The sequence below is a fragment of the Rhizorhabdus argentea genome (genome assembly GCF_037861105.1).
GTDB classification, from domain to species: domain Bacteria; phylum Pseudomonadota; class Alphaproteobacteria; order Sphingomonadales; family Sphingomonadaceae; genus Rhizorhabdus; species Rhizorhabdus argentea.
This window is the reverse complement of sequence record NZ_JBANFK010000003.1, coordinates 185755-204759: the sequence shown is the minus strand read 5'-3', so window position 1 is coordinate 204759 and position 19005 is coordinate 185755. Positions and strand designations below refer to the sequence as shown.

The following is a 19005-nucleotide window of genomic DNA, read 5'->3' as shown; positions in this document are numbered from 1 at the left end:
GTTCCGTCGGAACGAAGCTCAACCGCGCGCGCCGCCCGAAGTTGCGGCGAAATAGGACATCATCGCGGTGGCGGCCGCGTCAGTGAGTTCGATGAACACGCGGCGACCATCAACCGGATCGGCCGCCCGCCGCAGCAATCCCGCCTCCGTGAGTTGCTTAATCCAGCGCAATGCGGTGGTCGCCGGGACTGCCGCGGCAATGCAGAGGCTGGACACTGCGACCGACCGGCCTTCGATCTTCGCTGCGCTCAGATCCAGCAGAATGTCCCATGCAGGATCGGCGAAAAGCCCGGCGCCGAAGAGATCGTCACGCAAGCGTCGCGCTCGTATCATCTCGCGGATCGCCCCCGCGCCGGATATCTCATCGTTGTCCACGCCCTGTGGCGGCGCACTACCCGCACTCGCGACCTCCGCCGCCAGCGACGACAGGACGCGTCCGATCTGTGCATCCTCCTCATCGCGAAAGCCTGACACCCGGGGCTCTGCAGCATCGTTGGTCTCGCGCAGCTCCAAAGGCTCTTTGAACAGCCGCCCTTGCATCATCATTGCGAGGGCCTCGGAATCCCGACCGACAAGCACGTCGACATTCTCATGCCCGATTCGTGCGGCGACGATATCCAGCAATGCCGGAGCAACCACCACGACGCTGGAAAACCGGCCAGCCGCGGCACCTTCCTCGACCATTCCAAACAGTTCGTCGAGCAGAGGGCCATGATCCCGGCTGACATCGACGATAACCAGCTCGACCCCGATCTGGCTGTCGAGCCGCTGCCTAGCTTCTCCGATCGGCAATGCCGCAGCAAGCCGCCCGCCAGCCCCCAGGACGCTCGCCGATGCCATGGCGATACCAACGTCGGTATCGCCGAACACCAAAACAGCCGGAGCATTGCTCCATTCCGACATCACGCAACCTCCAGCACGTCCCACAACATGCTCCGCCCCCGCGTGCGATGCCTGTACGAAAATTAGCGCGTCGTCGCGGCATGTCAGCCGGTATTTGGTCCGTTATGGATCAAGTCCCAGATCGGGAACATCGGCTGCGCGCGCTTCGTTCAAGCTCGAACCCGCACTTTCGGAAGGATCGTTGATGTCAGGGAAATATGGTGTACGCAACGGCGAGGGCCATCATGTGATCGCCGAGGATGATCCGCTGGCAATCAGTCTGCTCAAGCAGGAACATCATATATTCCGCACATTGTTCGACGAAGCCGAAGAGGCAGACCAACAACGTCTCGTTGCGATTGCGCGCGAACTCTGCATGCGGTTGATGGTCCACATGACCCTCGAAGAGGAAATCCTCTACCCCGCACTAAAGCTGATCATAGGCGATGATGAAGTCAACGAAGGCATCGTCGAACATCAGTCAGGCAAGCGAATTATCGCCGAGCTCGAGCAGCTCGAAGGCAGCGAGGAGCTTTTCAGCGCCAAGGTCCATGTGCTCGGCGAGGAGACTATCCACCATGTTGACGAAGAGGATGAAGACCTGTTCGAAGACGGAAAGGCCGCGCATGTCGATGGCAGGATCGATCTGAACGCGCTGGGCGAACGGTTACGTGCGCGACAAGCCGAACTTTATGACGAGATCGCAGCGACCGGGGACACCGGCAGGACCTGCGAAGCGCAGCCCGACGAGGTTGCCCGAGCGTAACGGGATCCACACAATTTACAGGGTGACGGCCGCCAGCGATCACGTCTCGATTGCTTCGTACAGAGCGAACTCGTCGAACAGGCGGGTGCCAAGAGCAGCCCCGAACGCCTCGCGAATCGACGTCAGCCGTCGCTCTGGCGCTCGATATCAGCGCCGACCGCGGACAGCTTTTCCTCAAGCCGTTCATAGCCGCGATCGAGGTGGTACACGCGATGCACCTGCGTTTCACCATCGGCGGCGAGGCCGGCGAGGATCAGGCTCATCGACGCCCGCAGATCGGTCGCCATTACTTCCGCGCCGATCAGCCGATCGACGCCCTTAACCACCGCAGTGCGGCCGTGAACCTGGATATCGGCTCCCATCCGCGCGAGCTCCGGCACGTGCATGTAGCGGTTTTCAAAGATCGTTTCCGTGAGCACGCTGGCGCCGCCGGCCAGCGCGAGCATCGCCATGAACTGCGCCTGCATGTCGGTCGGAAATGCCGGGAAAGGTGCCGTCGACAGCGTCAGCGCCTCCATCTTGCCGTCTGCGCGGACATGGATCCCACCGGGGACCTCTTCGATGCCCACCCCGGCGCTGCGCAGGCCGGCGAGGATCGCTTCCATGTCCTCGGCACGCGCTCCGGCAAGCAGCAGATCGCCACCGGTGATCGCAGCCGCACAGGCATAGCTGCCGGCTTCGATGCGGTCTGGCATCACCTCATAATCGGCGCCGTGCAGGCTGGTCTTGCCCTGAATAGTCAGCCGGTCGGTGCCGATGCCCTCGATCTCGGCGCCCATCGCGACGAGACAGCGGGCAAGGTCGACGATCTCCGGTTCGCGTGCGGCATTTTCCATTACCGTCTCGCCCCGCGCGAGCACCGCCGCCATCAGCGCATTCTCGGTTGCGCCGACCGATACCACCGGGAAACTGATCCGGCCCCCCGTCAAACCGCCGGAAGGCGCCGTCGCCTTGACATAGCCCGCGGCCAACTCGATTTCCGCACCGAGCGCTTCGAGCGCCTTCAGGTGCAGATCGATCGGTCGATTGCCGATCGCGCATCCGCCCGGCAGCGACACTTTCGCCTCACCGGCGCGAGCGAGCAGCGGACCCAGCACGAGGATCGACGCGCGCATCTTGCGGACGATGTCATAGGGGGCGACCGTCGATGCGATCGCCTTGGCTGACATTCGCATCCGGCGGCCGATGGTGTCGCCATTGCTGCGGCTGACGGTAGTCGACACGCCGAGTTCGTTGAGGAGATGGCCGAAGCTGTCGACATCCGCCAGACGCGGCAGATTCGTGAGCGTCAGCGGCTCCTCGCTGAGCAGCGCACAGGGCAGCAAGGTAAGGGCGGCGTTCTTTGCGCCCGATATCGGCAGGCGGCCGTGGAGGCGATTGCCGCCCCGTATAGTGATGCGATCCATTGCCTGCGTTTATCGCTTCGCGAGAAACGCGCAATTGTTTGTTAGCCACCAGACGTCGGGTGCCGAGGATCCGCTCGGCTTTCGCGCCTGCCGGTACGACGCCGCGATCGGCGAATGCCGAACGCCCCGCGTCTGGCGGCAATCAGCGGACCTTGAAGCGCTATGCCTTTTCAAGCGTACATTGCAGCGGATGCTGATTCTGGCGGGCGAAGTCGACGACCTGGCTCACCTTGGTCTCGGCGACCTCGTAGCTGAATACCCCACATACCCCGACGCCCTTCTGGTGAACGTGCAGCATGACACGGGTGGCGTCCTCGATGTTCATCCGGAAGAAGCGCTGTAGACACAGCACGACGAACTCCATCGGCGTATAGTCGTCATTCAGCATCAGAACCTTATAAGGTGCCGGCTTCTTGGTGCGCGTGCGCGTGCGCGTGGCGAGACCGAGACCCGTGCCGTTCTCGTCACCATCCTTGCGGATCGCCATGCTGATCGGGGCCGTAGAGGGGGTAAAATGACTCATCGTCGCGACGGGACTCACACATGGGCGGGGCATGCCACTGAATATGGCACCGGTGACGCCTTCGGCAAGGCCCTCGGTGAGTCATATCGCGCAGGGGTTCCCCGAAAAAACAAACCGGCCGCCCCCGCGAGGGGACGGCCGGTTGTTAATCGAACGCTAGATCGCGACGGCGATCAGAGCGACGCGGTCTTGATCTTCTCGGCCGCGAGCGCATAGCGGCTCGAAATCGGCTGGAAGACATCGCCGGCCAGCTTCAGCCAGGCTTCGCTCAGCTTGGAGGCCTCGGCCACCGCGCTGTCGAAAGCCGACTTGGCATAGTCGCTCTGGATCTGGAATAGCTCGGTCGGGGTCTTCACACCGGCGAGGCTCTTCATCGTCGCCGAAGCGGTCTCGAAGCTCTTCTTGCCATATTCAGCCATTTCTTGGCCGAGCGTTTCAGCACCCTTGGCTGCAGTCTTGGCAGAGGCAGCGAACGCCTCCATGTTGCCCTTGGTGAACTCGGAGAACTCTTCGCCGGCCTTGGCGGTCTTCTCGAGCGCAGCCTTCGCACGATCGTTGAAATCAGTAATCATCAATGTAACCTTTTCAGCAGCAGCCTTCGGCTTAGGTGGAACGGTAGTGGCCATCACGGACATTTCCTTCGTTTCCGGCGGTAACGCTGCCGGGGCGGCTTCAACCGGCGGCGCCGAAACACTGGCGACCGGCGACGAACTGGTTTGAGCGGCGGGACCCGTCGCTACAGGAGCAGGAGCAACCACGACCTTGGCGACCGCAGCGGCCGGAACAGGCTTGGGCGCTTCCACCACGGGAAGCGGCTTTGCTTCGATGGGGGCCGAAAGCGGTTCGAGCCGGACAGGGGCAGGAACCGGCTTCGGCGCGGCAGCTTCAGCCGTCACGGCCTTCGCCGGAGCCTTCTCCACTACGGCTGCCGGAGCCGGCTTGCTGGGGGCCGGAGGCGTGGCCGCTGCAGCAGGCTTGGTTTCAACCGCGGGTTTCGCGTCGGAAGTTTTCGACGAAACCGCCTTCGTGACCGCCGGCGCGGTACGAGCAACGTTCGGCGTGCGTGCTGGCTTGCCCTTGGTTGATCTCTTGTCCGTCATCGACTCGCTTCCAGCTTGGATGTTGCGACGCACAATAATCGATTCTGGAAGCAATGCAACAACTATGTTGCAGCGCAACATAGATCAGCAGGGTTCGGCAACATAGATCAACGGGCATGGTGATTTACGGCGAGAATTTGGAGCCGGCCCGCTCAATGCAAACAATGAGCGACCGGTAAAGTTCCGGCTAAATGAAATTATTGCACTGCGCTTGATCAGGCAATTAGCGCGTGCGGACGTAGCGCCCCGGTGCATCCTCGATCGCAGGCAGTGCACCCTGCCCGGGAATCCGCGCGTCCGCGACGGGAACCACGTCCGCGCCGAGCGACTCGATCCAGCGGCGCCAGTCCGGCCACCAGCTGCCCTTGGTTTCGACCGCCATGGCGTCGAATGCCGAAAGATCCGGAGCTGGCGTATCGCTTGTCCAATACTGATATTTATTGGCGTCGGGCGGATTAACCACACCAGCGATATGCCCCGAGCCTGCCAGCACGAAGCGAACCGGACCCGAAAGTTGTTCGGTCAGCTTCCACACGCTTCGGCATGGCGCAATATGATCCTCTCGGCCGGCCTGGACATAGGCCGGCGTTTCGATTCTTCTCAGATCGATCGGCACGCCGTCCACCGAGATCGCATCCGGCTGGACCAGCAGGTTATCGCGATAGAACTTTTCCAGATAGGCGCGATGCCATTTCGCCGGAAGGTTTGTCGTATCACCATTCCAGTGCAGCAGATCGAACGCGGGATAGTCCTCGCCCAGCAGATAATTCTGCACGACATAATTCCAGATCAGGTCGCGCCCGCGCAGCAAATTGAAGGTAAGCGCCATGTAGCGGCCATCGAGCACGCCTGATCCCTGGGTCAGCGTGTCGATCAGCTTGAGCTGCTCGTCATCGACGAAGAGATTGAGATCGCCCGCCTCGGCAAAATCGACCTGGGCAGTGAAGAAGGTCGCGCTCCTCACTTTCGAAGCCTCTCCCCTCGCCGCCAGATAGGCGAGGGTCATCGACAGGGCCGTTCCGGCGACGCAATAACCGATGGTGTGAACCTGCTCGACACCGAGCAGCTTGCGGACCGTATCGATGGCATCGACCTGCCCGCGCACGACATAATCGTCCATCGTCACGTCGGCCATCGTCTCGTCGGCCGATTTCCACGAGACGACGAACACCGACAGGCCCTGATCGACGGCCCAGCGGATGAAGCTGTTCCGAGGATTGAGATCGAGGATGTAGAAACGGTTGATCCAGGGCGGGAAGATAAGGAGCGGCGTCTCGAGCAGCTTATCGGTTGTCGGCGTATAGTGGATGAGCTGATAAAGCGGCGTTTCGTGGATGACCTTGCCGGGCGTCGCGGCAATGTTGACGCCGATCTCGAACGCTTCGGTATTGCTGTGGGTAAGTTGGCCCTTGCCCAGGTCCGCGAGCATATGCTCCAGGCCGCGCAGCAGGTTCTCGCCCCGCGTCTCGACGATGCGCTCCAGCACCAGCGGATTGGTCAGGGGGAAGTTCGAAGGGGACATTGCGTCCGAAAAGGTGCGCATCGCGAATTTCAGCTGCTCACGCTGACGCGGCTCCAATCCTTCTATCGCATCGATGCCTTTAAGCCAGGCGTCGCACATCAGCAGATAGGCATCCGCAATGATGCCGAAGATCGGCGTATCGCGCCACTGCGCCGCCTTGAAGCGGCGATCCTGCGCCGCATTGGCGCCGGGCTGGCCCTCGATCATCTTTCCGAAAAGACCGAGGCTCGACTTCATCAGTTCGCTCTGGTTGTCGGCGAGCTTCTCCGGATCCGCGAACATCGACAAGGACAGCGGCGGCAGCTTCAGCTCGGCCGGCGCGCTCGCCATCGTTTCGGCAACATGCTCCATCATCATCTGCTGCGCCTGCCCTAGCAGACCGGTCCAGTGCTGGACGTCCCCAAGCGAGGGCATTGCAAAGCTCTGATCGTCAGATGAAGCCTGCGGTTTGTCGCCAATCTCAGCCATGTCCAGCTCCCGACCAAGCTTTTTTCACGATGCGCCCTGCAAAGGGGCCGCAGAATCTGTATAGGTGACTATGGCGATCATGGGCGATCGAACCCCGTCCGCCAAGTCCGAAACCCAAAGGAATCGCAATGTCCGAGGAATTTTACCGCATCAAACGCCTGCCGCCCTATGTCATCGCCGAAGTGAACGCGATGCGGGCCGCGGCGCGAGCGCGGGGCGAGGACATCATCGATCTGGGCATGGGCAATCCCGATCTGCCGCCTCCGCCGCATGTGATCGACAAGCTGTGCGAAGTTGCGCGCAAGCCGGACGCGCATGGCTATTCCGCATCGAAGGGTATCGCGGGGCTGCGCAAGGCGCAGGCCGGTTATTATGCGCGACGCTTCGGCGTCGAGCTCGATCCCGACAGCGAGGTGGTCGTCACGCTCGGCTCCAAGGAAGGGCTCGCGAACCTGGCGCAGGCGATCACCGCGCCGGGCGACGTCGTGCTGGCGCCTAATCCCAGCTATCCGATCCACACCTTCGGCTTCATCATCGCAGGCGCCACCATCCGTTCGGTGCCGACCACGCCCGACGAGCGCTATTGGGAATCGCTGGACCGGGCTGTGAAGTTCACGGTGCCGAAGCCGTCCGTGCTGGTGGTCGGCTATCCGTCAAATCCCACCGCCGAGGTCGTTGATCTCGCCTTCTACGAGCGTCTTGTCGCCTGGGCGAAGGAACACAAGATCTGGGTGCTGTCCGATCTCGCCTATTCGGAACTCTATTATGACGGCCATCCGACGCCCTCGATCCTCCAGGTGCCGGGCGGCAAGGATGTGGCCGTCGAGTTCACCTCGATGTCGAAGACGTACAGCATGGCCGGCTGGCGAATGGGATTCGCGGTGGGCAACAAGCGGCTGATCGAGGCGCTGACCCGGGTAAAATCCTATCTCGATTACGGCGCCTTCACACCCATCCAGGCGGCGGCGGTGGCTGCGATCAACGGGCCACAGGACATCGTCGAGAAGAACCGCGAGCTCTACAAGCGCCGCCGCGACGTCCTGGTGGAGAGCTTCAGCCGCGCCGGATGGGATGTTCCACCCTCGCGGGCTTCGATGTTCTGCTGGGCGCCGCTGCCGCCGGCGGTGGCTCATCTCGGCAGCCTGGAGTTTTCGAAGCAACTGCTGACCCATGCCGGCGTCGCGGTCGCGCCGGGGGTCGGCTATGGTGAGGATGGCGAAGGTTTCGTCCGCATCGCGATGGTCGAGAACGAGCAGCGCATCCGCCAGGCGGCGCGCAACGTCAAACGCTACCTGCAGTCGATGGGCGTCAATATAAGCTCGCAGACCGCGGGATGACGACAGCACGGGGAGGCGTCCGACCGCCTCCCCGTCTGGCCCATCCGAAGCTCGAAGGGGAGCATATTCATGATGTCGGCCATGCCGTTCGCACCGGATGGGATAGCGCATAGCATCCAACTGGCGCTGGCGCCCTCGTTCCTGCTGACCGCGATCGGCGCGATCCTCGCGCTGCTGGCTGGGCGGCTTGGCCGCGTGGTCGACCGCTCGCGGTGGATCGAGCAGAATTATGCGCCGAAGGGCGATCCGCGTCACGAATGGCATGTCCAGCAGCTTCGCTGGATCGACCAGCGTATGCGATATGCGAACCGGGCCCTCATCCTCTGCACGGTCAGTGCGGTGCTGATATGTATCGTGATCGCCGGACTGTTCAGCGCCGCCCTGTTCAACCTCGCGCTCGGCCAAGCGATGGCGATCTCCTTCATCCTGGCGATGCTGCTGCTGATGAGCGGCCTCGGCAATTTCCTCTACGAAGTGCGGATATCGGTCCACGCCACGCGCATCCAGGACGATCTGCTCGAACGCAAATGACACGCGAGCGGATCTTCCTGCAGGCGGCGGTCAGCATCGCCTGCCTCGTCCCCATCCTCACCGGTCTGGACGGCGTACTACGGGGGGCAGCGATGTTCCGACTGGTCCCGGTTGCGCCCGATCTAGACAGCCATTTCCGTTATTTGTCGGGCATTTTTCTGATGCTGGGCCTAGCATTCGCCTCGACCGTTCCCGCAATCGAGCGAAAAGGCGCACGCTTCCGCCTCCTCGGTGCAATGGTCGTAACGGGCGGCTTCGCACGCGGGCTGAGTTGGGCGACGGTCGGAATGCCCGGGCTCGGTCATCGCCTTGGGCTGGGCATGGAACTGATCGTGGTGCCGCTGCTGATGCTGTGGCAGGCGCGGGTGGCGCATCTGTCTCGAAGTGCGGCCGGTTAACGCCTACGGACCCAATATCGTTTCGCAGCGTTATCATCTCCTCGATCCAGGAGAGAGACATGGTATCGCTCAAACTGCCACTAGCCGCCGTCATCCTGACAATTAGCGCCGTCGCGCCCGCCGTTGCCCAGGAGCAGATGCATCGCCGCACCGTCGTGACCCACAATGTCGTGACGCGGCATAGCGAGGAGCCTGGCTATCATCACGGCCACAGGGTCTGCTCCAAGCATTGGCGGCATCATCATCGCGTCCGCACCTGTCACTGGATACGCTGAGACGACTGAAGCACTGGCCGGAAATGAAAAGAGTTGCCGAGGCCTGAACCTCGGCAACCCTGAACATGGTCAGCGGCCGGAGTGCCGGCCCGGAGAACCCGTGGCGCGTTAGTCGCGCGTTCCCCGAACGGACAGAACCGACCTCCATGCTGAACCATGAGACATCGGATCACCTCCTTTCGCAATGTTAACGAGACCTGCAGCATCAGCCATCGGCACGATGCGAACAAGGCTTGTTTTACATTTTATTTTCGGCAATCTTCGATCGCTCGCGCCGGCTCCGCCCAGGCCGGAATGGCCAGGCTCGGCAAGCCTGGCGACGCCACCGCGATCCGCCCCCGGCTGAACGCCATCTGGTCCAGGAATGCGTCCATTGCGGCCAGGACGATGCCGGTCATCGGCAAACCGGCCTCTTCCAGATGCCCTGCCGGGAAGCGCCCGGTACCGCCCGAGGTAGTGATCGCGAGTTCGGTCGACACACCCGCTCTCATGATGGTGACGCGCCGTACGGCCGCATCGCACCGGACGATGAACTGGGGTGCCCCTGGCCCGCCGTAGACGGCGGAGGAGATCGGTGCGCCGGGAACATAGCGCCAGCTACCTGCCGTCAACGGCCAGTCCCGCCAATCGCCGCTATGGGGCGGCGGAACGGGTGCCGGCACAGGCGGAGGAACCGGCGCGGGCGGCGGCGGGGCCTGCACGCACGCGCTCAAGGCCAGCGGCAGCAGCAACAGGATCAGCTGCCTGAGGTCGATCGATCGGGATTCCATCAGCGATCCATGGCGGATCGCTTTGGCAATGGGAACCCCCGGCATTCCTCAGGCGCGACCGCGGCAGGCCCTGACGAGACGAACGACAGCGGCATCGACCGGCACGAGTGTCTTGTGCGTCGGCATCAGCTGGACTTCCATAGGCGTGCGACCATCGAGAGCGTTCAGGAACGGGTGCGCGGCCGGCAGCTTCATGCTGATCGTTCCGCCGCTGTCCCTGGCGTAGGTCGCGTCCATTAACAGCCTGACGTTCCCGACACGGAGTGCCTGCTGGTCGAAGTCGCCGGGCGAGCCCGTGCCGACCGCAATGAACTCGATCATCCGCGTCCGCGCATCGCAGGCGAACGCGAAATTCCATTGCCCGCCGTCGCGGCTGTAGATCGCACCGGGGCCGTCACCCAGTCGGGCGACATAATACCAGCGGTTGGGCTTTCGGGCGTCGATCGATGGCTGGACTGCGACGGTGGCGTGGGTCGAACCCTCGACGATCATAGCGGGCGCAGCAACCGGATCAGGAGCTCTTGGCTGTACCCTGCCCTGATCTGGCACAGCCGTATGAAGCGGCTCGCGCTCGAGCGACCGGCCAAGGGTGCAAGTGCCCAGCACCAGCGCGAGGATCAGCAGCGCGGCGGTGGTCGGCATCCGGCCGAACCGCCGGCGCCGCCGGATCAGGGTCGGCGGAGGATAGCCTGCGGGCGCTTCCATATCACTCGGCGTTGAACGCCGCCGCGTCGATGGCAACGGGCTTCACATTGGCGCTCTCCGATACGGAGAGCTGATAGGAGACGCTGGTCCGCTTCACCTCGGTATGTTCATCGTCGTCGATGGTCTGGGTGCGCAGATCATCGGTTTCGGGGAGCTGATTGGCCTTGATGATGCGGGTGAACGACTTGCAGTCCGGGGCGAGCTGGGGACCAAAGGCATATTGGATTCGATAGGTGCCGTCGGGCACGCCCTCGATCGTCATCGTCTCCATCTTGCGGAGGAAGAAGCTGGCCGCGAGCTTGCCGGTATCGGCGTGGCGAATCTTGACCAGCGCGTCGCCGCCGCCGCCATTGTCGATCTGGATGCTGTGGCCTTCTGCGGCAAGCTCCATGTCCCCCGCCAGCTTCTCGCCAGACGGCGGCGGGTCGATACATACCGGAACGCCCGGCTCGGGCGCCGCCGGCAGGCCCGCCGCGGCATCGGCCGCCGCGATCGCCGCGGCGCGCGACGGAGGATCGGCGGCGTGAGCGCCCGACGATGACAAGACGCTCGACGACATGATGACGGCCGCGCCGAGGCCGCTGCCCAGCCTGCCCAAATATCCAGCCATGTTTCCCAACCCCGTCCAGACGCCTGCAGGCGCCCCCGTTCGGTACTTTGCGCGATAAGCAGGCGCCGGGAAAGGGGTGAAAGGTAAAATCTGCCACGGTCCGGGCCCGTTTGGGCTTGTACTTGGCGCTTCCGCACGCGAGCATCGGGCAATGGAAGCCGATCCTCGCATCGATGCCTATATCGCGCGTGCCGCGCCCTTCGCCCAGCCGATCCTCAGCCATGTGCGGGCGATCGTCGCCCAAGCCTGTCCCGACGGCGAGGAAACCCTGAAATGGGGTTCGCCCAGCATCGTCTATCAAGGCAAGATCCTGTGCACGATGGCGGCCTTCAAGACCCATGCGACCTTCGGCTTCTGGCAAGGCAGGCTGGTGACAGGCCAGGCCACTGGTGAGCGGGAGGCTACCGCGATGGGCCAGTTCGGCCGCCTCACCAGCCTTACCGATCTGCCCGACGACGCATCGCTGGCTGCGATGGTGGCGAAGGCAATGGCGCTGATCGACAGCGGCGTCCCGATGCCGCGGCCGGTGAAGCACGCCAAGCCGCCGGCGGAGGTGCCCGAAGACCTTGCGGTGGCGCTTGCCGCGGCGCCGAAAGCTGCGGCCACCTTCGAGAGCTTCCCACCCGGGCAGCGCCGCGAATATATCGAGTGGATCATCGGCGCAAAACGGGCGGAAACCCGCCAGAAGCGCGTCGAAACGACGATCGCCCAGCTCATGGAGGGCAAGCGGCTCAACTGGAAATATGACCGCTGCTGAGATCGCGCACCTGTGCATCGATCGGCGGTGTGGCGGCGCTGGCCCTGGCGCTGACGGGCTGCATTCCAACGGTGCAGGCCCCGCGCGGCGGGAGACGCCCGCCAGTCGAGACTCCCGAGCGCTTCCGGCAGTGCGTCACGATGATGCGGGTAGAGGGCTCGCAGGTGCAGCCCCTGCCCGACCGCACATTCGCAAATGGCTGCTCGGCCACCTCGTCGGTGAAGCTGGTCGCGATTGGCATCCCGGTGACCGATCTCGGCGCCGTCAAATGCACGCTCGCCGCGCCTTTCGCGCGCTGGGTTCGGCAGGACGTGCCGCAGCTCGCCACGCGCTGGCTGGGCGGCTATGTCACCAGGATCGAGAGCTTCGGCTCGTTCGCCTGCCGTCCGATCAACAATCAGGCAGGCAACGGCCTGTCCGAACATGGCCGCGCCAATGCCATCGATATCGCCGCCTTCCAGCTGAGCGGCGGCCGGCGGATCACCGTCCGGGACGGCTGGAACAGCGCCGATCCGCAAGTTCGTGGCTTTCTCCGCGCGCTGCACAAAGCGGCGTGCGCGCGCTTCTCGGTCGTGTTGGGGCCGGAGGCAAATGCATTGCACCACGACCACTTTCATTTCGACATGGGCAGCGGACCCTATTGCCGATAGAAAGGTTGGCGTCTTTCGCGCGCTGTAACCGGATCTACTTAACCCCCATATACCAGTGAGATGATGGCAGACAGAAAAGTACCCCAGCGGGTGTTCGCCCGTGCCAAGGAAGACGCCGCCGTTGCCGAGACCGCGACGGAAACGCCGCAGACCACCAACAACAGCTACAAGCTCGCGTTCCAGGACACCGATTTCCTGCTGCGCGACGATCTGCGGCCGGTCCGGTTCCAGCTCGAACTGCTAAAGCCCGAGCTCCTGCTCGACGAGGCCAATATCGGATCGACGCTGGTGATGTACGGATCCGCCCGCATCCCCGCACCGGACAAGGCGGACGCGCTGGTGAAGGCCGCGGCGACCGAAGGCCAGCGGCATATGGCGGAGCGGCTTCGTGCTAAGAGCAGATATTATGACGAGGCCCGCAAGCTCGCGCAGATCGCCAGCCGGTGCCCGGACGACGCGGATGGCAAGCGCCAGTTCGTGGTCTGCTCGGGCGGGGGGCCCTCGATCATGGAAGCCGCCAATCGCGGCGCCGACGATGTCGGGGCGGAGTCGATCGGGCTGAATATCGTGTTGCCGTTCGAGCAGACACCGAACGCCTATGTCAGCCCGAAGCTGAGCTTCCAGTTCCATTATTTCGCGCTACGCAAGATGCATTTCCTGCTGCGCGCCCGCGCCGTCGCGGCATTCCCCGGCGGCTTCGGCACCTTCGACGAACTGTTCGAGCTGCTGACCCTGGTACAGACCGGCAAGATGGCGCAGCTGCCGATATTCCTGTTCGGCGAGGAGTTCTGGCGCAAGGTCGTCAACTTCGAGGGGCTGGTCGAGGAAGGAGTGATCAGCGAAAGCGACCTCAGCCTCTTCCGCTTCGTGGAAACGGCCGAGCAGGCATGGGACAAGCTGAGTCATTATTACGCAACCCGCGAGCGGGTCCATCTCCATCGGGATCCTCCGCCCAAGGTTGCCTAGGGCGTGCTTCGCGCTTTCTCCGACAGGCTGCGGAAGGTGACGGACCAGCGGGTCGCTGCCATTCCGGCGATGCCGTGCTCCCATTGGTGGCGCGCCTCGCCGCTGAGATGATAAACCGATCGCGGTGCCAGATCGATCGATGCGCGATCGAAGCCACGTTCCCGGCGGCGGCGGAAGCGAAGCTTCGCGGGCCGACCCAGCGAAACCCCCAGCACGTGCTCGAACACCGGCCGGTCGCGATGCCAACCGATGCCTGCCCCCGGATCGTAGCGGATCAGCAGGACATGGGCGAGCTGGTCGGCGGCAAGCCCGGCAAAGGCGGCGGCGCGTTCGCGTAGCGGCAGCAACCATGCCGGGATCGGCTCGGTCGGCGCGAAGCTCGCATCGTCGAAATCATAGCGCCAGCCGAAGGAAGCCGTCAGTCGCTTGCCGAGCCAGCCGTGGAAGCGAAACGGTGACAGCTCGACTTGATCAATCGCCGCGATCAACACTGCCTCCTCGGCCGGGGTGACGATCTCCTCGCGATAGCCGAGCCCCGGCAGCAGCTGCACACCAAACAGATCGCCGGTCATGGCTCAGGCGCGGGCTGCGCCCGTGATCGGCTTGCCTGCGATCGGCGCATCCTCCCCGCGCGAATAGGTGCCGACCAGCATGCCGGCGGCGAGCACCCGTCCGTTGAACGCGCGGACGAGGCCCGATCTGCCCGGATTAGCACCGATATCCAGCGTGTCGCTCAGCGCGAACAGCTGGAATACATAATCGTGCGAGCCGTGGCCGGTCGGCGGGTCCGGCGCCAACCACCCCTCCGCAAAATAGCTGTTGCGGCCGACATCGCGTCCGTCCGGCGTTCCGCCACCGTCGCGGACGATCGCGCCCTCGGCGAGGCGCCGTTCGTCTGCCGGCAGGTTCCACACCAGCGCATGGACCAACGGGTGCAACGCAGGGGCATCGGGGTCCTCGACGATCAGCGCCAAGCTCGACGTTCCGGCGGGCACGTTGTTCCACAGCAACGGTGGCGACACGCCCTCGCCATCGGCGGTGAAGCGCATCGGCAGGCGCGCGCCATTGGCAAAGGCCGGACTGGTGAGATCTATAACGCTTTCGCCCAGGACGAGTTCGGGCTGCGCGATCACGAGCTTCGAATGTCCGGCGCGGAAGTTCCGCAGCATACCGCCAATCCAGCCGGGAAGATGTTCGAGCATCGCCTTGCCTCCTTTGCGAGATGACAATGCTTTAGCAGGGATAAATGTCCGCTCAAGGAACGCTGCGCATCGCCGCTCATTTGCATGACGATGAAGATCGCAACCTATAACGTGAACGGGGTGAATGGCCGCCTGCCGGTGCTGCTGCGCTGGCTCGACGAAGCAAAGCCGGATATCGTCTGCCTGCAGGAACTGAAGGCGCCACAGGAGAAATTTCCCGCCGCAGCGGTCGAGGCGGCTGGCTATCGGGCGATCTGGCATGGCCAGAAAAGCTGGAACGGCGTGGCGATCCTGAGCCGTTGCGGCGAACCGGTGGAGACGCGGCGCGGTCTGCCCGGCGACCCCGGCGATCTCCACAGCCGCTATATCGAGGCGGCGGTGAACGGCTTGCTCATCGCCGGCCTCTACCTGCCGAACGGCAATCCGCGGCCGGGACCCAAATTCGACTATAAGCTCGCCTGGTTCGAACGCCTGATCGAGCATGCGGCCACCCTGATCGAGAATGGCGTCCCGGCCGTTCTCGCCGGCGATTTCAACGTGATGCCGACCGAACGCGACGTCTATAAACCGGAGCGCTGGCTCGACGATGCGCTGTTCGCGCCCGAAGTGCGGGCCGCCTATTTCCAGTTGCTCGGCCAGGGCTGGACCGACGCGTTGCGGACGCTGCATCCAGACGAGACGATCTACACCTTCTGGGACTATTTCCGGAACGCCTTCGCCCGCAATGCCGGCCTGCGCATCGATCATATCCTGCTCAGCCCTGTTTTGGCCGGCCGGCTGGCGGCGGCGGAGGTGGACAGCCATGTCCGCGGCTGGGAGAAGACCAGCGACCATGCCCCGGTGTGGATCGAGCTTGCGCCGGAGAAGAAGCACCGCCAACGGTGACGCCATGGACCTCGACGCGCTGCTGCACCATTATTTCGGAACCGACGATCTCGACATGCTCGACGATCAGGCGATCGAGTCGGGGCGCGAGCGCGTCGCCATCGCCTTCGGCACCGAGCGCGACACCGGCCGGCGCTTCGCGCTGTGGATCGTGCTGCACGCGCTCGGCGCCGCGCCCGATCCGTCGATCGCCTTCAAGAACGAAACCGATCGCAAGGCCGCCGAGGACTATGCCTGGGCAGCGACGCGCATAGGGCGGCGTTGACGGAAACCATTCCGCTCGCCCTCGCCCGCCGGATCGCGCTTGCCGCGCAGGGCTTTGGCGCAGCACGGCCCGCCATCGTGGGTCAGGCGCAGCTTCGGCGTGAGGTCGATCGGTTGGCGCTCCACCAGATCGACAGCGTCAGCGTTCTCGTGCGCGCACATTATCTGCCCGCCTTTTCGCGGCTCGGCGTCTATGACCGCGAACTGTTCGACCGCGCCGCATGGGGGCCGAAGCGTTCGCGCCGGATGTTCGAATATTGGGCGCACGAAGCTTCTCTGCTGCCGCTGGACCTCCATCCGCTGCTGCGCTGGCGCATGGCGGAGGCCGATCGCGGCGAGCGTGGCTGGTCTTCGCTGCGCGTCTTCGCCACCGAGCGGCGAGCCGAGGTCGACGCCGTGCTCGACCGCATTCGCGCCGAGGGGCCACTCGCAGCATCCGACTTCGAGGAGGGCAAAAGCCGTAGCGGCTGGTGGGAATGGGGCGACAGCAAGCGTAAACTCGAATGGCTGTTCTGGGCCGGCCACATCACCACTGCCACGCGGCGCAATAGTTTCGAACGGGTCTATGATCTCCCCGAACGGGTTATCCCCGCGGACATCCTGACATTGCCGACACCGGACAAGGCAGCGGCGCACCGTGCCCTGGTCGAACGCGCCGGCCGCGCGCTCGGTATCGCGACAGAGGCCGATCTCCGCGACTATTTCAGAACGGGTGTCGCGGATACAAAGGCAGCGATAAACGAGCTTTCGGAGGAAGGGCTCCTGGTCCCGGTCTGCGTCGTCGGATGGCGGCAGCCGGCATGGCTGCATCGCGTCGCGCGCCGGCCTCGCAGGATGGCGGCAAGGGCGTTGCTGGCACCGTTCGATCCGCTGATCTGGGAACGCGCGCGGACGGAGCGGCTGTTCGGCTTCCGCTACCGCATAGAGATCTACACACCCGCCGACCGCCGCCAGCACGGCTATTATGTCCTGCCTTTCCTGCTGGGCGATCGGCTGGTCGCGCGGGTCGACCTTAAGGCCGATCGCCAGGCTTCGCGCTTGCTCGTGCAATCGCTCCATCTCGAGTCCGGTGCTCCGGCAGAAACCGATGCCGAGCTGTGCGAGGAGCTGTCGGCGATGGCGCGGTGGCTCGACCTCGATAGCTTCGAGCGCCGCTGACCCGTCGGTCAACGCTTTACCGCGAGATGGTCGAGCGCAACGCCCCTTCAAACATCGCTTCGCTCGCCCTAAAGCGCTGTGATGGATTATCAGGTACATGTAATCGGCGGGGGGCTCGCCGGATCGGAAGCCGCGTGGCAGCTGGCGGAGGCGGGCATCCGGGTCCGCCTGTCGGAGATGCGCGGCATCGAAGCGACCCCTGCCCACCAGACCGACAGCCTGGCGGAGCTGGTCTGCTCGAACAGCTTCCGGTCGGACGATCCGAACAACGCGGTAGGCCTGCTCCACGCGGAGATGCGCGCGCTTGGATCGGTGATCCTGAGAACCGCCGACGCGCACCGCGTTCCCGCCGGCTCTGCGCTGGCGGTCGATCGCGAGGGCTATGCCGAGGGCGTCACCCACGCGATCAGTAGCCACCCTAATATCCAGCTGGTGCGCGAGAGGATCGACCAACTCCCCGCCGAACGTCCTACCATCGTCGCGACCGGTCCGCTCACCGCCCAGATGCTGGCAGGTTCGATCGGCGATGCGACCGGAGCCGATGCGCTGGCCTTCTTCGATGCCATCGCGCCGATCGTCCACCGGGACTCGATCGACATGGACATCGCCTGGATGGCCTCACGCTGGGACAAGGGCGAGACGAAGGACTATATCAACTGCCCGATGGACAAGGAGCAATATCTCGCCTTCCATCAGGCGCTGCTCGACGGCGAAAAGACCGAGTTCAAGGACTGGGAGAAGAACACGCCTTACTTCGACGGCTGCATGCCGATCGAGGTGATGGCCGAACGCGGCGTCGACACAATGCGCTATGGGCCGATGAAGCCGGTCGGGCTCGACAATCCCCGCACGGGCCGCTGGCCCTATGCCGTCGTCCAGCTGCGGCAGGACAACGCCCTGGGCACCTTGTGGAACATCGTCGGCTTCCAGACCAAGCTCAAGCATGGCGAGCAGGTGCGGCTGTTCCGCACCATCCCCGGGCTGGAAAAAGCCGAGTTCGCGCGGCTGGGCGGGCTCCACCGCAACACCTTCATACAGAGCCCGAAACTGCTCGATGAGCGGCTTCGGCTGAAGGCGCGGCCGCATATCCGCTTCGCCGGCCAGATCACCGGCTGCGAAGGCTATGTCGAGTCCGCGGCGATCGGGCTCCTGGCGGGGCGCTTTGCCGCGGCGGAACTGCTGGGCAAGGCCATCGCGCCGCCGCCGCTGACCACCGCACTCGGCGCGCTGCTCGGCCACATCACCGGCGGCGCCGACGCCGACAGCTACCAGCCGATGAACGTAAACTTCGGGCTATTTCCTCCCGTCGAAGGCGCGCGCGGAGGCCGCAAGCGCAAGGCCGATCGCAAGGCGATGTACGCCGAGCGCGCTGAAGAAGACCTGAGGGCGTGGATGGCGGCGAACCAGGAGTCTATCGCCGCCTGATCAGATGATTGAGGCTGGCGACCTGGCCGGTACGCGCATCCTGGCCCTGATCGCACTGCTGCTCCAGGTCGGCGCGGATCTTTTCCAGCTCCTTCTCGGTAAGATGCTCGATTCCGATATATTCGTTACGCGCTTCCCTGTGCGACCGGATCAGCTCGTCCAGCTTGGACTGCATAGACGCCGCGTCTCGGTTCTGGGCATTCTGGATCAGGAACACCATGAGGAAGGTAATGATCGTCGTGGTCGTGTTGACGATCAGTTGCCACGTATCGGAAAATCCGAAGATCGGTCCGGTGGCCGCCCATAGGATGATCGACGACAGCGCCGCTATGAAAGCGAGCGGCTGGCCGACGGCCGAGGCCAGTTTGCCGGCGATATGGGTAAACCAGCGATCCATATATGACG

At 64.0% G+C, this 19005-nt stretch carries 23 protein-coding genes; 12 read left to right on the top strand and 11 right to left on the bottom strand.

Annotated elements, in window-relative coordinates; genetic code table 11:
• Positions 1 to 18: 18 nt before the first annotated feature.
• Positions 19 to 903 (bottom strand): winged helix DNA-binding protein, encoded by an 885-nt coding sequence (locus tag AAC645_RS03930; protein WP_340314004.1) that lies wholly within the window; start codon positions 901 to 903, stop codon positions 19 to 21.
• A 184-nt stretch (positions 904 to 1087) separates the two neighbouring features.
• Here AAC645_RS03930 and AAC645_RS03925 point away from each other — a divergent pair, with 184 nt between their 5' ends.
• Positions 1088 to 1648 carry a hemerythrin domain-containing protein gene (locus AAC645_RS03925; protein WP_340314003.1) on the top strand — a complete coding sequence of 187 codons (561 nt, stop codon included), beginning with the start codon at positions 1088 to 1090 and terminating at the stop codon, positions 1646 to 1648.
• 122 nt (positions 1649 to 1770) lie between these two features.
• Here the strand turns inward: AAC645_RS03925 and murA are convergent, their stop codons facing one another.
• The 4 genes from murA to AAC645_RS03905 form a co-directional block, all read right to left on the bottom strand.
• Entirely contained in the window at positions 1771 to 3054 is a 1284-nt protein-coding gene (murA, locus tag AAC645_RS03920; protein WP_340314002.1) for a UDP-N-acetylglucosamine 1-carboxyvinyltransferase, read from the bottom strand.
• A 160-nt stretch (positions 3055 to 3214) separates the two neighbouring features.
• On the bottom strand, positions 3215 to 3541 hold the full coding sequence (clpS, locus tag AAC645_RS03915; protein ID WP_340314156.1) for an ATP-dependent Clp protease adapter ClpS: 327 nt from the start codon (positions 3539 to 3541) through the stop codon (positions 3215 to 3217).
• A 209-nt stretch (positions 3542 to 3750) separates the two neighbouring features.
• Positions 3751 to 4758 carry a phasin family protein gene (locus AAC645_RS03910; RefSeq protein WP_340314001.1) on the bottom strand — a complete coding sequence of 336 codons (1008 nt, stop codon included), beginning with the start codon at positions 4756 to 4758 and terminating at the stop codon, positions 3751 to 3753.
• Positions 4759 to 4900: 142 nt separating this feature from the next.
• Complete coding sequence (locus tag AAC645_RS03905) at positions 4901 to 6667, bottom strand: PHA/PHB synthase family protein (protein WP_340313999.1); 1767 nt, start codon at positions 6665 to 6667, stop codon at positions 4901 to 4903.
• 128 nt (positions 6668 to 6795) lie between these two features.
• Between AAC645_RS03905 and AAC645_RS03900 the strand changes: the two genes are divergently transcribed.
• The 4 genes from AAC645_RS03900 to AAC645_RS03885 all read left to right on the top strand — a co-directional run bounded on the left by AAC645_RS03900 (position 6796) and on the right by AAC645_RS03885 (position 9208).
• Positions 6796 to 8004 carry an LL-diaminopimelate aminotransferase gene (locus AAC645_RS03900; protein ID WP_340313997.1) on the top strand — a complete coding sequence of 403 codons (1209 nt, stop codon included), beginning with the start codon at positions 6796 to 6798 and terminating at the stop codon, positions 8002 to 8004.
• Between the two features lie 69 nt (positions 8005 to 8073).
• Positions 8074 to 8535, top strand: a complete 462-nt coding sequence (locus tag AAC645_RS03895) for a DUF2721 domain-containing protein (protein ID WP_340313995.1) — start codon at positions 8074 to 8076, stop codon at positions 8533 to 8535.
• Positions 8532 to 8933, top strand: coding sequence for a DUF4345 domain-containing protein (locus AAC645_RS03890; protein ID WP_340313993.1), 402 nt, complete (start codon positions 8532 to 8534; stop codon positions 8931 to 8933). Before AAC645_RS03895 ends, AAC645_RS03890 begins: the two co-directional genes overlap by 4 nt.
• A 59-nt stretch (positions 8934 to 8992) precedes the next feature.
• Positions 8993 to 9208, top strand: coding sequence for a hypothetical protein (locus tag AAC645_RS03885; RefSeq protein ID WP_340313991.1), 216 nt, complete (start codon positions 8993 to 8995; stop codon positions 9206 to 9208).
• A gap of 245 nt (positions 9209 to 9453) precedes the next feature.
• On the opposite strand, the gene AAC645_RS03880 is transcribed toward AAC645_RS03885, so the two are convergent.
• Genes AAC645_RS03880 through AAC645_RS03870 form a run of 3 tightly spaced genes read right to left on the bottom strand, consistent with a single transcriptional unit; the run spans position 9454 to position 11293 of the window.
• On the bottom strand, positions 9454 to 9978 hold the full coding sequence (locus tag AAC645_RS03880) for a hypothetical protein (protein WP_340313989.1): 525 nt from the start codon (positions 9976 to 9978) through the stop codon (positions 9454 to 9456).
• A 48-nt stretch (positions 9979 to 10026) separates the two neighbouring features.
• Complete coding sequence (locus AAC645_RS03875) at positions 10027 to 10683, bottom strand: hypothetical protein (protein ID WP_340313987.1); 657 nt, start codon at positions 10681 to 10683, stop codon at positions 10027 to 10029.
• A gap of 1 nt (position 10684) precedes the next feature.
• Positions 10685 to 11293, bottom strand: coding sequence for a hypothetical protein (locus AAC645_RS03870; RefSeq protein ID WP_340313986.1), 609 nt, complete (start codon positions 11291 to 11293; stop codon positions 10685 to 10687).
• 151 nt (positions 11294 to 11444) lie between these two features.
• Between AAC645_RS03870 and AAC645_RS03865 the strand changes: the two genes are divergently transcribed.
• The 3 genes from AAC645_RS03865 (at position 11445) to AAC645_RS03855 (ending at position 13666) form a co-directional block, all read left to right on the top strand.
• Positions 11445 to 12050: a YdeI/OmpD-associated family protein gene (locus tag AAC645_RS03865; protein ID WP_340313985.1), complete on the top strand. Its 606-nt coding sequence runs from the start codon at positions 11445 to 11447 to the stop codon at positions 12048 to 12050.
• Positions 12051 to 12079: 29 nt separating this feature from the next.
• Positions 12080 to 12700: an extensin family protein gene (locus tag AAC645_RS03860; RefSeq protein WP_340313983.1), complete on the top strand. Its 621-nt coding sequence runs from the start codon at positions 12080 to 12082 to the stop codon at positions 12698 to 12700.
• A gap of 63 nt (positions 12701 to 12763) precedes the next feature.
• Positions 12764 to 13666 carry an LOG family protein gene (locus AAC645_RS03855; RefSeq protein WP_340313982.1) on the top strand — a complete coding sequence of 301 codons (903 nt, stop codon included), beginning with the start codon at positions 12764 to 12766 and terminating at the stop codon, positions 13664 to 13666.
• Here the strand turns inward: AAC645_RS03855 and AAC645_RS03850 are convergent.
• Both AAC645_RS03850 and AAC645_RS03845 read right to left on the bottom strand, forming a co-directional pair.
• Positions 13663 to 14238, bottom strand: coding sequence for an alpha-ketoglutarate-dependent dioxygenase AlkB (locus tag AAC645_RS03850; protein ID WP_340313981.1), 576 nt, complete (start codon positions 14236 to 14238; stop codon positions 13663 to 13665). The genes AAC645_RS03855 and AAC645_RS03850 overlap by 4 nt on opposite strands.
• Before the next feature lie 3 nt (positions 14239 to 14241).
• The gene (locus AAC645_RS03845) at positions 14242 to 14868 is read right to left on the bottom strand and encodes a YbhB/YbcL family Raf kinase inhibitor-like protein (protein WP_340313980.1); all 627 of its coding nucleotides are present in this window, start codon (positions 14866 to 14868) and stop codon (positions 14242 to 14244) included.
• Between the two features lie 90 nt (positions 14869 to 14958).
• On the opposite strand from AAC645_RS03845, the gene xth reads away from it, so the two are divergent.
• From xth to trmFO, 4 genes are all read left to right on the top strand, one after another.
• Positions 14959 to 15753, top strand: a complete 795-nt coding sequence (gene xth / locus AAC645_RS03840) for an exodeoxyribonuclease III (protein ID WP_340314154.1) — start codon at positions 14959 to 14961, stop codon at positions 15751 to 15753.
• A gap of 4 nt (positions 15754 to 15757) precedes the next feature.
• Positions 15758 to 16018: a hypothetical protein gene (locus tag AAC645_RS03835; RefSeq protein ID WP_340313979.1), complete on the top strand. Its 261-nt coding sequence runs from the start codon at positions 15758 to 15760 to the stop codon at positions 16016 to 16018.
• Positions 16015 to 17175: a winged helix-turn-helix domain-containing protein gene (locus AAC645_RS03830; RefSeq protein ID WP_340313977.1), complete on the top strand. Its 1161-nt coding sequence runs from the start codon at positions 16015 to 16017 to the stop codon at positions 17173 to 17175. The genes AAC645_RS03835 and AAC645_RS03830 overlap by 4 nt, the downstream gene beginning before the upstream one ends.
• Before the next feature lie 81 nt (positions 17176 to 17256).
• Entirely contained in the window at positions 17257 to 18600 is a 1344-nt protein-coding gene (gene trmFO, locus AAC645_RS03825) for a methylenetetrahydrofolate--tRNA-(uracil(54)-C(5))-methyltransferase (FADH(2)-oxidizing) TrmFO (protein WP_340313975.1), read from the top strand.
• On the opposite strand, the gene AAC645_RS03820 is transcribed toward trmFO, so the two are convergent.
• Positions 18587 to 18997: a low affinity iron permease family protein gene (locus AAC645_RS03820; RefSeq protein ID WP_340313974.1), complete on the bottom strand. Its 411-nt coding sequence runs from the start codon at positions 18995 to 18997 to the stop codon at positions 18587 to 18589. The genes trmFO and AAC645_RS03820 overlap by 14 nt on opposite strands.
• Between the last annotated feature and the right edge of the window lie 8 nt (positions 18998 to 19005).

Bases quoted from the DNA above. Each gene is read 5' to 3' on its own strand.
- AAC645_RS03930 (WP_340314004.1), bottom strand. From the start codon at position 903: ATGTCGGAATGGAGCAATGCTCCGGCTGTTTTGGTGTTCGGCGATACC.
- AAC645_RS03925 (WP_340314003.1), top strand. From the start codon at position 1,088: ATGTCAGGGAAATATGGTGTACGCAACGGCGAGGGCCATCATGTGATC.
- murA (WP_340314002.1), bottom strand. From the start codon at position 3,054: ATGGATCGCATCACTATACGGGGCGGCAATCGCCTCCACGGCCGCCTG.
- clpS (WP_340314156.1), bottom strand. From the start codon at position 3,541: ATGGCGATCCGCAAGGATGGTGACGAGAACGGCACGGGTCTCGGTCTC.
- AAC645_RS03910 (WP_340314001.1), bottom strand. From the start codon at position 4,758: ATGTTGCGCTGCAACATAGTTGTTGCATTGCTTCCAGAATCGATTATT.
- AAC645_RS03905 (WP_340313999.1), bottom strand. From the start codon at position 6,667: ATGGCTGAGATTGGCGACAAACCGCAGGCTTCATCTGACGATCAGAGC.
- AAC645_RS03900 (WP_340313997.1), top strand. From the start codon at position 6,796: ATGTCCGAGGAATTTTACCGCATCAAACGCCTGCCGCCCTATGTCATC.
- AAC645_RS03895 (WP_340313995.1), top strand. From the start codon at position 8,074: ATGATGTCGGCCATGCCGTTCGCACCGGATGGGATAGCGCATAGCATC.
- AAC645_RS03890 (WP_340313993.1), top strand. From the start codon at position 8,532: ATGACACGCGAGCGGATCTTCCTGCAGGCGGCGGTCAGCATCGCCTGC.
- AAC645_RS03885 (WP_340313991.1), top strand. From the start codon at position 8,993: ATGGTATCGCTCAAACTGCCACTAGCCGCCGTCATCCTGACAATTAGC.
- AAC645_RS03880 (WP_340313989.1), bottom strand. From the start codon at position 9,978: ATGGAATCCCGATCGATCGACCTCAGGCAGCTGATCCTGTTGCTGCTG.
- AAC645_RS03875 (WP_340313987.1), bottom strand. From the start codon at position 10,683: ATGGAAGCGCCCGCAGGCTATCCTCCGCCGACCCTGATCCGGCGGCGC.
- AAC645_RS03870 (WP_340313986.1), bottom strand. From the start codon at position 11,293: ATGGCTGGATATTTGGGCAGGCTGGGCAGCGGCCTCGGCGCGGCCGTC.
- AAC645_RS03865 (WP_340313985.1), top strand. From the start codon at position 11,445: ATGGAAGCCGATCCTCGCATCGATGCCTATATCGCGCGTGCCGCGCCC.
- AAC645_RS03855 (WP_340313982.1), top strand. From the start codon at position 12,764: ATGGCAGACAGAAAAGTACCCCAGCGGGTGTTCGCCCGTGCCAAGGAA.
- AAC645_RS03850 (WP_340313981.1), bottom strand. From the start codon at position 14,238: ATGACCGGCGATCTGTTTGGTGTGCAGCTGCTGCCGGGGCTCGGCTAT.
- AAC645_RS03845 (WP_340313980.1), bottom strand. From the start codon at position 14,868: ATGCTCGAACATCTTCCCGGCTGGATTGGCGGTATGCTGCGGAACTTC.
- xth (WP_340314154.1), top strand. From the start codon at position 14,959: ATGAAGATCGCAACCTATAACGTGAACGGGGTGAATGGCCGCCTGCCG.
- AAC645_RS03835 (WP_340313979.1), top strand. From the start codon at position 15,758: ATGGACCTCGACGCGCTGCTGCACCATTATTTCGGAACCGACGATCTC.
- trmFO (WP_340313975.1), top strand. From the start codon at position 17,257: ATGGATTATCAGGTACATGTAATCGGCGGGGGGCTCGCCGGATCGGAA.
- AAC645_RS03820 (WP_340313974.1), bottom strand. From the start codon at position 18,997: ATGGATCGCTGGTTTACCCATATCGCCGGCAAACTGGCCTCGGCCGTC.